At 68.3% G+C, this 13,311-nt stretch carries 13 protein-coding genes and 1 pseudogene; 12 read left to right on the top strand and 2 right to left on the bottom strand.

What is annotated here, in order from left to right; genetic code table 11:
- The first annotated feature begins 3 nt into the window (after positions 1-3).
- The 10 genes and pseudogenes from C3V41_RS10670 to C3V41_RS10630 all read left to right on the top strand — a co-directional run bounded on the left by C3V41_RS10670 (position 4) and on the right by C3V41_RS10630 (position 7,481).
- The gene (locus C3V41_RS10670; RefSeq protein WP_106110238.1) at positions 4-360 is read left to right on the top strand and encodes a DUF6881 domain-containing protein; all 357 of its coding nucleotides are present in this window, start codon (positions 4-6) and stop codon (positions 358-360) included.
- 410 nt (positions 361-770) lie between these two features.
- Positions 771-1,055: a pyrophosphorylase gene (locus tag C3V41_RS10665; protein WP_106110237.1), complete on the top strand. Its 285-nt coding sequence runs from the start codon at positions 771-773 to the stop codon at positions 1,053-1,055.
- A gap of 266 nt (positions 1,056-1,321) precedes the next feature.
- The gene (locus tag C3V41_RS10660) at positions 1,322-1,660 is read left to right on the top strand and encodes a hypothetical protein (RefSeq protein WP_106110236.1); all 339 of its coding nucleotides are present in this window, start codon (positions 1,322-1,324) and stop codon (positions 1,658-1,660) included.
- A gap of 263 nt (positions 1,661-1,923) precedes the next feature.
- The gene (locus C3V41_RS10655) at positions 1,924-2,433 is read left to right on the top strand and encodes a hypothetical protein (RefSeq protein WP_165271637.1); all 510 of its coding nucleotides are present in this window, start codon (positions 1,924-1,926) and stop codon (positions 2,431-2,433) included.
- A gap of 271 nt (positions 2,434-2,704) precedes the next feature.
- Entirely contained in the window at positions 2,705-3,250 is a 546-nt protein-coding gene (locus tag C3V41_RS10650; RefSeq protein ID WP_106110234.1) for a hypothetical protein, read from the top strand.
- 222 nt (positions 3,251-3,472) lie between these two features.
- Positions 3,473-3,604, top strand: a pseudogene (locus C3V41_RS14530) (variant leucine-rich repeat-containing protein); the annotation flags it as partial.
- 417 nt (positions 3,605-4,021) lie between these two features.
- Positions 4,022-5,395: a hypothetical protein gene (locus C3V41_RS10645; protein WP_129591578.1), complete on the top strand. Its 1,374-nt coding sequence runs from the start codon at positions 4,022-4,024 to the stop codon at positions 5,393-5,395.
- 225 nt (positions 5,396-5,620) lie between these two features.
- The gene (locus tag C3V41_RS10640) at positions 5,621-5,995 is read left to right on the top strand and encodes a hypothetical protein (RefSeq protein WP_129591577.1); all 375 of its coding nucleotides are present in this window, start codon (positions 5,621-5,623) and stop codon (positions 5,993-5,995) included.
- Between the two features lie 306 nt (positions 5,996-6,301).
- Positions 6,302-6,742 (top strand): hypothetical protein, encoded by a 441-nt coding sequence (locus tag C3V41_RS10635; RefSeq protein WP_129591576.1) that lies wholly within the window; start codon positions 6,302-6,304, stop codon positions 6,740-6,742.
- A gap of 133 nt (positions 6,743-6,875) precedes the next feature.
- Positions 6,876-7,481, top strand: coding sequence for a hypothetical protein (locus C3V41_RS10630; protein ID WP_129591575.1), 606 nt, complete (start codon positions 6,876-6,878; stop codon positions 7,479-7,481).
- Between the two features lie 314 nt (positions 7,482-7,795).
- On the opposite strand, the gene C3V41_RS10625 is transcribed toward C3V41_RS10630, so the two are convergent.
- On the bottom strand, positions 7,796-10,114 hold the full coding sequence (locus tag C3V41_RS10625; protein ID WP_106110229.1) for a serine/threonine-protein kinase: 2,319 nt from the start codon (positions 10,112-10,114) through the stop codon (positions 7,796-7,798).
- Positions 10,115-10,122: 8 nt separating this feature from the next.
- Positions 10,123-11,103, bottom strand: a complete 981-nt coding sequence (locus C3V41_RS10620) for a 4-hydroxy-3-methylbut-2-enyl diphosphate reductase (RefSeq protein WP_254423751.1) — start codon at positions 11,101-11,103, stop codon at positions 10,123-10,125.
- A gap of 266 nt (positions 11,104-11,369) precedes the next feature.
- Here C3V41_RS10620 and xseA point away from each other — a divergent pair, with 266 nt between their 5' ends.
- Together xseA and C3V41_RS10610 are read left to right on the top strand one after the other, a co-directional pair.
- Entirely contained in the window at positions 11,370-12,674 is a 1,305-nt protein-coding gene (xseA, locus tag C3V41_RS10615) for an exodeoxyribonuclease VII large subunit (RefSeq protein ID WP_106110227.1), read from the top strand.
- A 365-nt stretch (positions 12,675-13,039) separates the two neighbouring features.
- A complete protein-coding gene (locus tag C3V41_RS10610; protein WP_106110226.1) occupies positions 13,040-13,288 on the top strand; it encodes an exodeoxyribonuclease VII small subunit in 249 nt (82 codons plus the stop codon).
- Positions 13,289-13,311: the final 23 nt, after the last annotated feature.

Here is a 13,311-nt window from a genome sequence, read left to right as displayed (position 1 = left end):
CGAATGAGCCAGTACATACTCTCAGACTGGAGAAACGACAACCCTGAGGAACCCTTTATCGTCATGGGTCAGATCGATGACGGCCGCTACCTGGAGCGGATAATCGACGTCTTCCGCGACGACAGGACAGAGACGACGGTCTGCCAGTCAGAATCAGGTGAGGCACTGGTCGATATCACGGAAACCCCCACCCTCCAGGAGATCAACGACCAGGACGAGCTCACCGCCCGCTACACCAGCGCCAGCCTCTTCGAGGGCGTGTGGCAGGAGGCCACCAACACGAGGCGACTCTCCCCGACGTCGATCAACAACCTCATGCAGACCCTCCACAACCCGGACCACCCGACCCAGGGCGCATAGCACGGGTAGGGGAGCACCCGGATCCCAGGACGCGGCCGTGCCGTCCACCCCCACCGGCAGGCCGGTACGTCAAGACCTTCATCGACGCCGCCCGGACCGCGCGTCCACCCCCACCGGCAGGGCCGGTAACGGCCCGGGGTGGGGGCCAGCTGGCGCCGGGCCGTCATCAAAGGTCCTGATCGTTACCGGGACGGCCCGCCCTGGCCTGGGTGTCTGTGCTGGTCAGGCCGCGTGGGCGGGTGGTCTCGGGCGGCGTCCCGGGCGGTCCTGGGCGGTGTCCTGGGGAGTGGTTCGTGCCAGGGTGTTCCCATGACGGTCTCAGGATGGTAACGTCTGGGCCAGGCCACCGGTTGAGCGGCAGTGGTCCTCCTGGCTGGTGGCACACGACAACCCAGACACGGAGGTAAGTCATGTCCGGACGCGTCCTGTCAACCGAGCAGGCCAAGACCTCGATCGCCAAGCTGCAGTCGATCATCAACCAGGGCTTCACCGACCAGATCACGGCCCTCAACAACGAGGGACAGACCCTGTCCGACCCCTCGGTCTGGGACGGGCCCCTGGCCGACACCTTCCGCTCCACCACCTGGCCGGAGACCAAGGCGGCCCTGGACAAGGCCAAGCAGGAGCTCGAGCAGCTGCGCAGCCAGCTCCAGACGATCGCCCAGAACATCATGAGCGCCGGAGGCGGCGCCTGACACACCAGGCAGACCCACCCAGACACCACACCACCCCCAACCCATACCCACACGAGACCACCCAGACACCACGACGTCCTCCCCCAACCCACCACCCCAACGGGCAGAGGGGAGGACGTCGGCCAGGTGCAGGAGAGCGTGCACCTCCACCCAGCCCGACCATTTGGGCCGTATTAGGGTATCTTTTCGCCGCTAATCTGGCTGGCGCTAGCCGGGTACTTTTTGACTAGAATGCGTAGACGATTTCTCCCTCTAAGGTCCTGGGCGTGGTGGTCAGCGGCAACCGCGTCCTCATCGACCAGTCCGCCACCGGGCGGCGGGCGCGCAACCTCATGCTGCAGGTCGCCAGGAACCGGGACCTGCCCCACGAGGGCTTCGCCGTCGTGCTCCACCTCCTGGGCAACGGGGAGTGGATCACGGCCCTGACCGTCCTGTGCACCCAGCTCCACGAGTGCGGCGCCACCGTCAGCCCCCACGAGCTGGAGGCACTGCACGCCGTCGACCACCTCCTGGGCACCAGCACCGACCCCCTCCTGCGAGACAACCCACCCGGCCTCCTACCCCACGAACACAACCAGCACCAAGACAAACACAAACAACAGTAGAAGGCAGGTCCTCTCACTGCCCTGGGACACGCCGGGGCCTCACGCAAGCACGGTAGGGGTGCGCGTCACGGGTCCCACGACAGAACCGGATCCGAACTACTCGTACCCCGACGGGTACATTCACGATGAGAACAGCTAACCATAGGAACAAGAGACTGGTCTCAAAGGCGGATCCAGCCTGGCATATTGAACGTGATGCAGGCCAGTACCCGACAGGCCAGAACGGTTGATGAAAGATGGTAAAGATCAGGCAGTTGCCGAGGGTGACGGGTACTGATGCCCTGCCGTCGTTGTCCTCTCTCGGTGAGGAGGACCCGCTCGTGTGCGACTGCGCCCTGTCGGGTGCGGGTATCCTGGACCTCCTGATCGACGTGCGTCGCCTGGAGATTATGGTCCTCCTCGACATGAGGAGCGCGGACTGGTATTTTGAGAGCAACGCGGCGCTTCTGGTCGGACGCAGCTTCCACGACCTGGCCTTCCCCCAGCACCCCAATGCACGACCTCCCTCACCGATAGGGAGCCCCATGGGATGCAACAGGATGAAAAGACTGGAGGACGGGATACAGCTCGAGATCTCGGTCGAGTACGTCGGCGACTGGTACTTCAGCTTTATCTCACCCAGGCTCCAGTTCTTCCTCCTGAACGTCCCCCACATAATAGACCCACTCCCCCTCTACGGACCCCCAGACGGAGTCTCCGAGGAGATCATTGAGGACAACCTACCCACCTGGGACACCGACGCCACCATTATCGCCTACTCCGAGACCAGCTAGCGGCCACGGTCTCACGAGGCATCGACCAGGAGGCCGTCATGACCCAACTGCACCAGCCCAGCTGCACGAATGACACGTCCCGCACGATTGTACCGTAGGCTGCTGCCAGCCTGAACCGCAGCACCACGGCACGGACACCCCCACCCAGGATCCTGAGGTCAAGCTCAACGCCACCAGCTTTGACCCGGAGCCCTTCAGCACGGCCGAGGTTACGGCACGCTATCATATAGCCACCTCGGGAACACTTCACACGTACATGAGGAACCTGCCCATGACTTTGCATCCCGCCTTCGATAGCGCGTACCGTGCGGCGTATATAGACCTCCCCTCCGGCGGGAACGACTATGAGGTAGGAGGTGAGTACGGGTGCTACCAGACGAGTGTGGGAATCTTTCCTGGCCTTGGAGTCGAGTACTCGGTAGGCTTCCACTCCCCGGAACCCGGAGTGGCCCTCATGTCGGCCCTGCTGCCTACACCAGGCTGGCATCAGCTGTGCGTCATAGAACGTGGGACCACGTACGTGGGCGACGTGCGCGAGCCGCTGTCGTTCACCGAGCTGACCGAGACCAGGGGAATGGTCCGTGAGGCGATTCCTGTTATCAGTCGCGAGCTTCTTGTGCTGATAACATACTGCGATATCGTGGCGGTAGGGAAATCGGGACTGGCATGGCAGACGTCTCAGATAGCCGTTGACGGCTTCTCCGTCAAGACGGTAGACGGAGACCGCATAACTGGTGTCAGCGACGCGGACTGGCACCCCGCACCGTTCTCAGTCCGCCTCTCGGACGGATTCCTATTCGGAGGGAACCAGACGTGACCGAACGGGCTATCTTGTCAACCGGAGCGCCCGACTCCGGCTGGCCATTGCCGGGGACGTACCTTAACCGCCAGGGACGTACCCTAGAGACTATCTAACGTACGTTCTCAATGACTAAGGTACGTTTCCGAGATAGAAAGGCATCAAGGCAGTGCATCTGAGGCAGGAACCTGTTCCTTAGGGGACGGTGGCGCGTATGGCGTCTGGGCTACCCTCCTACCCGTGACTGAGATCCCATCGGTGAGTGCCTCCACGTCATCCCGGGACCCTGATGCCGAGGCTTTGGGTAACCCGCGCACCCCCGCCGCCGAGCTGGCTCGTATAGCCGCAACCCGCCCTGACCTGCACCCGGCTATTGCCGCCCACCCCCACTGCTACCCCGCCCTCCACCAGTGGATAGACCAGTACCAGGCCACCACCACCGGCAGCCCGGCCCCGGCCGCTGGCAACCAGGCCCCGGCCGCGGGGCTGGCCCCCGCCAACACCCCGGCCCCAACCACCGGCCCGGCCACCAGTCTGGCCCCAGCCACCAACCCGGCCTCGGCTGCGGACCCGGCCACCGCGGGGACCACGACCCCGCAAGGCGACCAGGCCCAGACCACCCCCTACCCAGCACCCACCACAGACACCAGCACCCCGACCACCACCAGCAACCAGACCCCGGGGACCACACACCCCCAGGGCCTGTCCCGACGTGCCTTTACCGGGCTCCTGCCTCTGACCGCGGGCGCCCTGGGCCTGGCCGCCCTCGGTGGCCTGGGAGCCTGGGGCGTGTCCCACTTCAGATCGGAAGAACACCACGACCCCGCGGGGGAAGCGCAGAACCCCTCAGAGGAACCGGCCTCCTCAGGGGAGCCACAGAGCCCCCCGGAAGAGTACAGGGTGTTCTCCGTGTCCGCCTTGTCGCCAGACTTCGCCCGAGGCGTCACATCGGCTTGGACGGTAGAGGGCCTGGCGGGTAGCGTCTCGGCCAAGGGCGACATTACCTTTGTCATCTCAGATGATTGGTACCGCGTGTACCCGATCAGTGAGTCCGGCATCGGCACTCCCGTCAAGGCCAGCATCCCACCATGGGAGACCCAGAGCCTGGATCCCGGCGAGTTCAGTGCGTATGAGTCCTGGTGGGGCGACTCACCAATATGGAAGGACAGGATTGTCGATCCCCGGAGCGGAGACGTCACCCCCGTCCCCTGGCAAAGGTCCTCGTGCCGGTTCCTGGGGGCGATCGACGACAACACAGCTCTCCTCCTGAAAAGACCGCCTACGGACCCGGGCAACAATGCCGTCGGGCCCATTACCGCTGTTGACCGTCAGGGCGGGACGCTCTGGAGCACGGCCGACTCCTATTGGAATGCATTCTTTGACCCAATGCAGCCGGACATCCTCATAGGCTACCAGAAGAACAGGGATCCAGAGCTCCGCAAGGGAAGAGAACGAGGTGAAGGCGACTTTACGAGCCCAGACAGCTGGGCCGGCACCCCACGAATCATTAGTACCGCTACGGGGAAGGTGGCGGCGGAGCTGCCGTCATCGGACGGCGTGATCCTGGCCTCGGACGGCATTGTCACCGTCACCGGAACCTTCTCAAGATCGGAGACCGTGACCGCCCGTGCCTTCAGCTTCACGGGGGCGTCGCAGTGGGAGCAGCAGCTCGGTGACTGCGAGAGAATCGCTTTCGACGGCACCCCCTCCCTGAATGTGATCCGACGCTCACTGACTGAGCTCACAGGCATAACGGCAGTCGTCGCGGAGAACGGTGCCGCGCTCGTCGACGGCGGGGACCAATCCACATTCAGCCTCAGGGACGAGGACGGGCACCGAGGCCCCGACCTGAAACCAGGCGTCTACCGCCCGCTGAATGCCTACATGCACGGCTTCGCCTTCCTGTCAGACGGCTCAGGCGTGCTGACCAGCTACAACAAGGGCTACGTTTACGGGGACACGTCCTTTGTGTCCGCCGCCACCGGCGAGACCAGGAAGTACTTCAAGTCGCAGTCGCCTCTCGAGGACAATGTCGGCCAATCGGCCTGCCTCATTCGCACCAACACATCATACATGCCTGACAAGAAGATCCGGAACTGCCTGCTAGCCGTTACGGGAACGGGAGCGGACGCACGAACCACCTGCTACGTCCCAACAAAATAGCGCAGCCCACGGCAGCTCCCAGACTGCGCCAGTTCTTGCAGGTCTCACGAGTTCCCGCAGGGGGCGCCTGCGGTCAAGCCCGAGGTCATGGTAGACTGGACCGGGTCCGGGACAGCAAAAAGCAGATGTCATTGCGCGAGGAGGCTGAGTTATTCCGTGTGGCCCAGGAGCATTCCACGCAGACCAAGAGGACCTGGACCGGTGAAGAGGGCGCCGATCGATATTATGATCCCGCTGCAGGCCGCATGGAGGACCAGGGACGAGTGGTCCCGCACCCTCGCGTCCTTAACGGTCTGGGCCATGTCGCTGGCTATGGACGTGGAACTCGACTGGGACCCCGACGAGGGGTGGCTCACGATCAACAGGAACGGGACGTGGGCGGGATACCTCAACGCCGACATCCCCCTCCTCGTCCGTACCGACCAGCTCTCCTGCACCTGCTGGCCCTACCCGCTGCAAGTGATAGTCTTAAGGACCCCGGACCAGCCTGAGATGCGCTGCGACACGGACGTCCTCATTCAGTGCTTCAAGACCGAGTTCAATCCGTTTTTTGACTCGAGTTCCTTCAGCGCGACGGAGCTGTGGTATGCCACCGTCTAAACTGCCCAGAGGGCACGGCAGCCAGGCAGAACGCCACACGCGCTCCAGACGAGCCGTCGTCATCTTACGCCCGGGCCCCGGGTGGAGACCTGCTCGCCGCAAATGGGACACCGCAAGCAGGTCTCCTCGAATCTCCTGGGCCTACCCGCCGCCCCGGCATAGAACCAGCCTGAGGAACTACAGCACACTATAGATAACCTGGGACGGTGAGATAATATGACATGGTACCACGCAATAGGACCAGGACACTCCCTGCGGCGCAAGAACGAGCCGCAGGGGCCAGAAGAGGCTGACCGGCAGGGGGCAATGACCGATATTATGGCCCCGCTGTGGACCGCATGGGACACCAAGGACAGGAACTGGTCCCACTCCCTGGCGTCCATGACCTGCTGGATCATGTCACTGACCATGGGGGTGGAGACCGAGGAGGACACCGGCTCAGGGTGGCTCACGATCAACAGGAACGGGACGTGGGTGGGATGCCTCAACACCGGTCTCCCCCTCCTCGTCCGCACCGACCAGCTCTCCTGCACCTACTGGCCCTACCCACTGCACGTGGTCACACTCAGGACCCTGGACCAGCCCGAGATGCGCTGCGACACGGACATTCTCGTCCAGTGCCTCAAGACCAGGCTCGACGTCACCTGCCTCGACCCGGAGTCATTCAGCATGGCAGAACTGCGGCGCGCCATCACGCGACCGCGTCCAGGAGAACAACACCCAGGAGCTCACTGCACGCAGTCCTGACGAAGAGTGTTATCATTCGTCTATGCAGACCGGAGATGACGACGCGGCAAGAAACGCGCCACATAATAACAACCCTGGATTATCCACCCCGGGACTCCTGGTCACACCCGTGAACACGCTGGTGATCTAAGTGGTGAGGATCAGGCAGCTGCCGAGGGTGACGGATACTGGTGCCCTTCCGTCGTTGTCCTCTCTCGGTGAGGAGGACCCGCTCGTGTGCGACTGCGCCCTGTCGGGCGCGGGTATCCTGGACCTCCTGATCGACGTGCGTCGCATAGAGATTATGGTCCTCCTCGACATGAGGAGCGCGGACTACTACCTCGGGAGCAACGCGGCGCTCCTGGTCGGCCACGGCTTCCACGACCTGGCCTTCCCCCAGCACCCCCATGCACGACCCCCCTCACCGATAGGCAGACCCATGGGCTGCAACAGGATGAGAAGACTGGAGGACGGGGTGCAACTCGAGATCTCGGTCGAGTACGTCGGCGACTGGTACTTCAGCTTTACCGCACCCAGGCTCCAGTTCTTCCTCCTGAACGTCCCCCACATAATAGACCCACTCCCCTCCTACGGTTACCCAGGCGACGTCTCCGAGGAGATCATTGAGGACAACCTACCCACCTGGGACACCGACGCCACCATTATCGCCTACTCCGAGACCGGTCCGCACCCGCGGTCGGCCCGAGGTACGTTGCGGCATATGGTAAGAAGCCTGCTACCGCACAACCGCAAAGCCTGACCCGAGACACGGAAAACAGCCGAGGAGATGCGGGCAGGGACTAAGTCCCGGGAGACCTCGCTGCCATACGCGCCGTCGGGGAGCACCTGGACATCGGCGTCCGACGCCCTGCTGACCGGGGCGGCCCCACTGCTCAGGAGGGTATGCCCCAATCACGTAGCGGAACATTTTGTGCACAGGGTAACCGATTGCGCAGAAAGTAACCTCGATTGGTTACTTTCTGCGCAAAACGTCCCCCTGTACACAAAATGTACGTCTCGGCTCCCGGCCCGCCCGGACGCCTGCCGGGGCGAGATGCCCGGCCGCCCACGCCCTCAGCTCCCGTGGCCCACCACGGCGAAGGTGTTGGAGACCAGGTCACCCAGGTTGCCTACCCGCGCCCTGACCACGCACTGGGGCGCGGCCCCCACGGTGACCACGTTCAGGCCGTCCGCCGAGACCACCAGGGCCCCGGCGCAGCCGTCGGCGAACGACACCCCGGAGGCCCCGCCCGCCACCGCCGTCAGGAGCGTGGAGGGCGCGCCCGCGGAAGGACTCACGTACAGAGGGTGGACCGCGTCCGCCCCCGAGGGCCACACGGGCAGGAGCGTGACCGTCAGCGGCGAGCCGGTGACCACCTGGGAGGCCACCACCACGTCAACACCGGCCAGCCGCTGAACGGGGTAGGAGGTGGAGACCACGTGCGGGTCGGCCAGGGCCGCCTGCGTAGCCGTCTGGGCGCCGCGCAGCCACTGCTCCAGCGCGGCCTGGGTTCCCGTAGCCGGCAGGGGTAGGGAGACCACGACGTCCACGCTCGCCACCCCCTGGGCGGGGACGGTCCCGGCCTCCACGCTCCAGGCGCACGGGGTCGAGATCCCGGTGACGCTGGGCAGGTTCGGGTCCGGCTTCCCTCCCGGCCAGCTGGTGGCCGGGCAGCTGCCGCCCTCCTCCAGCGGGGGAATGACCTCCAGGAAGGGGCCGGTCAGCGGGGCCGACTGCGCCGAGTAGGTGATGGTGAGGACCACCTTGCCCGTTCGCGGGTCCACACTCGCCTGGCGGTCGGTGCTCAGGCCCGTGGGGGTCGCCTGGCCGCGCAGCGAGGCCGACGCCGCCTCCGGGGTGCTGCTCACCGTGGCCTCGGCGCTGGGTCCCCCGCCCGGGTCGGCGGCCCAGAGGGCGTGGGCGAGGAGAACCCCGCCCGCCAGGACCAGGACCAGCCCCACGGCCACGACCGCCAGGCGTCGCCGCGGCCCTGACAGGAACCGCCTGACCCGCTCACGCCAGGTGGGGGCGGCGGGCTCGGCAGGCGGGGCGGACCCGGTCGACTCCTGACGGCCTGAGGGCAGCAGACGCACCACGGTCTCCTGGGGCGCCTGGCCCAGGTCGGGCAGGGGCGGCTCGGGCTCAGGATCCGGCTCGGCCTGCGGGGAGTCCGCCGAAGGTGCGGCGCCCGGGCGCAGTGCCAGCAGCCTGCGGGCCCCGGAGGCCAGACCGGCCCTGGCCCGGGCCAAGCCGCCCGGCCCTGGCCCGGTACCGGCCTCCTCCTTGGTACCGTCCTCCCCCTCGGCACCGGACCCGCTCTCAGTATCGACGTCGTCCTTCCCGCCCGGGCCGGACTCGCCTCCGGCCGCAAGAGGGCGGGGGCGCACAAGAGTGGGCACGTGCGTGGGCACCGGCTCGTCGTCCTGCGTCTCCTGGGACCGGACGTTATCCGGCTCGGCGTCCGGCGCGTCCTGGGACCGGGCGCCGTCCGGCTTATCGTCCAGCTCGGCGTCCTGCGCGCTGGCCAGCACGTCCTCCAGGGCCCGGGTCCCCAGGTCCGGGAGCAGGCTGGCCAGGCGGGCAGCGGCGTCGGCCGCACCCGGCCGCCGGAGCGGGTCCTTGGCCAGCAGCGTCTCCAGGAGCCCCCAGAGCCCCTCCCCCACGTCCAGGGGCGGGGGCGCCTGCGTGAGGTGGCGGTGCGCCACCGTGAAGTCGGTCCCGGCGCCCTCGAAGGGCGTGCGCCCGGCCAGGAGCTCGTAGAGGAGGACGCCCGCGCCGTAGACGTCCCCCTCCGGCCCGCAGGAGCCGTGCTCAATGAGCTCGGGCGACATGTACGCGGGCGTCCCCAGCACCCCCGAGGCGGTGCGAGCGCCGTCGCCCACGAGCCGGGCGACCCCGAAGTCGCTCAGGCGTACGTCGCCGGGCGCGCAGCGCTCCCAGCCGGAGGCCAGGAGCACGTTGTCCGGCTTGACGTCCCGGTGGACCACCCCCTGGGCGTGGGCGTGGGCCAGGGCCTCCAGGACCCGCAGGGCCAGGCCGGCAGCCAGGGCCGGTGCCAGCGCACCCCGGTCGCGCAGGACCCCGCGCAGGGAGCCGCCGTCCAGGTAGTCCATGACAATGGCCAGGTCGTCGCCGTCCACCACCAGGTCCGTCACCGACACGATCCCCGGATCCCGCAGGCCCAGGAGGATCGAGCGCTCCCGCACGAACCGGTCCACCAGCCCCGGGTCCTCCAGGTGCTCGGGACGCAGGAGCTTGGCCGCCACCTTCCGGCCGGAGGCGGTCTCCTCGCCGAGCCACACCTCCCCCATGGCGCCCCGTCCCAGGAGACGCTCCAGGCGGTAGCGGGCACCCAGGGCCCGGGGCCGGGAGGCGGACGTCGCGGCGCTCACGGCAGCCGTCAGCAGGTGTGGTCCGCGGCGGGCACGCGCCGGGCGTGGGCGGGGGCGCCGCCAGCGGCCTTAATGTCCATGCGCAGGTTCCTGGGCAGGGCGAAGGTGATCTTCTCCGTGGCCGTGCGCACCTCCTCGACGTCGTCAAAGCCCAGCTCCCCCAGGCGCTCGATGACCTCCCGCACCAGGATGTCCGGCACCGAGGCGCCGCTGGTCAGGCCCACCGTGGTGGCCCCGGCCACCCAGGCGGGGTCGATCTCCCGGGCGAAGTCCACCCGGTAGCTGGCCCCGGCGCCGGCCTCCTTGGCCACCTCCTTGAGGCGCACGGAGTTGGAGGAGTTGCCGCTGCCCACCACGATGACGACGTCGCACCGGGGGGCCAGGGCCTTGACGGCGCCCTGCCGGTTCTGGGTGGCGTAGCAGATGTCGTCCCCCGGCGGATCAGCCAGGGCGGGGAAGCGCTCACGCAGGAGACGCACGGTCTCCAGGGTCTCGTCCACGCTGAGCGTGGTCTGGCTGATCCACACCACCTTCTGCGGGTCGCGCACCTGGACCTGGTCCACCTCGTGGGGGCCGTTGACCACCTGGATGCGCTCGGGGGCCTCCCCCTGGGTGCCCTCGACCTCCTCGTGCCCGGTGTGCCCCACCAGGATAATGTCGTAGTCCTCCTTGGCGAAGCGGATCGCCTGCTTGTGGACCTTGCTCACCAGGGGGCAGGTGGCGTCAATGGTCGCCAGGTGGCGGGCCGCGGCCTGGGCGTGGACGGCCGGGGAGACGCCGTGGGCGGAGAAGACGACCCGGGCACCCTCGGGCACCTCGTCGGTCTCGGAGACGAACACGGCGCCGCGCCGGGACAGGGCCTCCACCACGTACCTGTTGTGGACGATCTCCTTGCGCACGTACACGGGGGCGCCGTAGTGGGCCAGGGCCTGCTCGACGACGTCGACCGCCCGGTCCACGCCCGCGCAGTAGCCTCGGGGGGCGGCCAGGAGAAGGCGCTTACCCGTGCCGCCCGGCGCCGGGGCTCCTTCCGTGACCGGCGCCGGGGCGCCCTCGGGAGCAGGTCCGCCCTCTGGGACCTCAGTACCTGGCGGCGTCGGGGCCGGTGCAGAGGCACGGTCGTCCGGGACCTGGGTGGCGGGGAGGGTACGCGACGCGGGATCTGGAGCCTGGGCGACGGCGGGCCCCACCGTCGTCCCCTGAGTCGGAGTCACACCCCCACACTAACGCCGCCCCCGGGGCCGGACGTGGCACAGTGGTGCACGTGACACCCGACGCCAGCCCCGCCGCGCGCGCCCTCGCCCCCCGCGCCAACCTGACCACCGCCGACAACCCCTGGCCGCTGCGGCTGCTGAGCAGCAAGATCGACGAGTACGTGGCCCGTATGACGCACGTGTGGGTCGAGGGGCAGGTGGTCCAGCTCAACCGGCGCCCCGGGGCGGGCATGCAGTTCCTCACCCTGCGGGACACCGAGGCGGACATGAGTCTCAACGTCGCCGTCTACTCGCGGGTGGTGGCCGCCATCGAGACCGGCCTGGGGGCGCCCCTGGAGGTGGGGGCCCGCGTCGTGGTCCACGCCAGGCCCACCTTCTGGGCCAAGCGCGGCTCCCTCCAGCTCCAGGCCGACGACATCCGCCCCGTGGGCGTGGGCGACCTCCTGGCGCGTATTGAGGCGCTGCGCCGCGTCCTGGCCGCCGAGGGCCTGTTCGACGCCAGCCGCAAGCGGCCCCTGCCCTTCCTGCCGCGCTGCGTGGGGCTGGTGTGCGGGCGCCAGGCCAAGGCCGAGGACGACGTCGTGGTCAACGCCCGGGCGCGCTGGCCGGGGATCCCCTTCGAGATCCGCGAGGTGGCCGTCCAGGGGGCTGGCGCAGTGCGGGAGGTGAGTGCCGCTATCCGCGAGCTCGACGCGATCGAGCACGTGGACGTCATCGTGGTGGCCCGTGGGGGCGGGGCCGTGGAGGACCTGCTGCCCTTCTCCGACGAGGGGCTGGTGCGCGCGGCCGCCGCCTGCCGCACGCCCCTGGTCAGCGCCATCGGGCACGAGACCGACTGCCCCCTGCTGGACCTGGTGGCCGACTACCGCGCCTCCACCCCCACCGACGCCGCCCGGCGCGTCGTGCCCGACCTGGCCCAGGAGACCGTGGGCCTGGACGGCGCCCGCGAGCGCCTGCGGTCCTGGCTGGGCACCCTCCTGGAGCGGGAGCAGTCGGGCCTGGACCGGCTGCGGGCCCGCCCCGTCATGGCCGACCCGGGGACCATGGTGCGCGAGCGGTCGGCCGAGGTGGAGGCGGGCGTGGAGCGGGTGCGCCGCGCCCTGGCCCAGACGCTGGCCCTGGCCGGGGCGGACCTGCGCGCCGAGCACGCCCGGCTGACGGCGCTGTCCCCCCAGGCGGTGCTGGACCGCGGCTACGCGATCCTGCGCAAGCCCGGCGGCGGTCTGGTCACCAGCGCCCAGGACGTGAGGAAGGGCGACCTGCTGGAGGGCGTGCTCGCCTCCGGGCGCCTGGTGGCCCAGGTCGTGGGGGCCACCAAGCCCGCCCCGGGGCCGGGGACCGACTAAGGGGCCGACCCAGGGCCCACCGGGGCCTACCGACCGGGGACCGGTCAAGGAGCCGAGCGGGGGCCACCAACCACCCCGGGGGTGGGCTGAGGGGCCCACCAAGAGGCTGGCTGAGGGATCCACCGGGGCTGACTGGATGGGCAGACCGGAGGCCGACCCGGGGGACGCTGGGCGGACGCAATTTCCACGGGCGTCAACGCCGACGCGAATAGGCCAACCCGGGGGACGCTGGGCGGACGGAGTGCGGTGACGCGCCCGGGATGGCGGGGTCCCACCCGCCCGGGTCTGCCAGGAGACGAATCCAGGCGGACTTTGGGGGCGCAAGTCCCCCCATGACCGGGGTAGGGCGTGCGAGAATCCCTGTCATGAGCCTGACTGACCCTGCCAGCCCCTCCGGCCCCGCCAACGAGGACGTCGCCCAGCTCTCCTACGAGCAGGCGCGTGAGGAGCTCGTCAGCGTCGTCCAGCGCCTCGAGGCCGGCCAGGTGCCCCTTGAGGACGCCCTGGCGCTGTGGGAGCGTGGCGAGGCCCTCGCCGCGCGCTGCCAGTCCTGGCTCGACGAGGCCCGCGCCCGCCTCGCCGCCGTCACCGAGCGCACCAGTCCCACCTCCTGAGACACCCGCCCGTCGGCCGCACC

This window comes from Actinomyces sp. oral taxon 897 (genome assembly GCF_002999235.1).
In the GTDB taxonomy this organism is placed as follows: Bacteria; Actinomycetota; Actinomycetes; order Actinomycetales; family Actinomycetaceae; genus Actinomyces.
This window is presented reverse-complemented; position numbering and strand designations above follow the sequence as displayed.

What these genes read in the sequence shown, in the direction of transcription:
- C3V41_RS10670 (WP_106110238.1), top strand. Translation starts at nt 4, where the DNA reads ATGAGCCAGTACATACTCTCAGACTGGAGAAACGACAACCCTGAGGAA.
- C3V41_RS10665 (WP_106110237.1), top strand. Translation starts at nt 771, where the DNA reads ATGTCCGGACGCGTCCTGTCAACCGAGCAGGCCAAGACCTCGATCGCC.
- C3V41_RS10650 (WP_106110234.1), top strand. Translation starts at nt 2,705, where the DNA reads ATGACTTTGCATCCCGCCTTCGATAGCGCGTACCGTGCGGCGTATATA.
- C3V41_RS10640 (WP_129591577.1), top strand. Translation starts at nt 5,621, where the DNA reads ATGATCCCGCTGCAGGCCGCATGGAGGACCAGGGACGAGTGGTCCCGC.
- C3V41_RS10635 (WP_129591576.1), top strand. Translation starts at nt 6,302, where the DNA reads ATGACCGATATTATGGCCCCGCTGTGGACCGCATGGGACACCAAGGAC.
- C3V41_RS10610 (WP_106110226.1), top strand. Translation starts at nt 13,040, where the DNA reads ATGAGCCTGACTGACCCTGCCAGCCCCTCCGGCCCCGCCAACGAGGAC.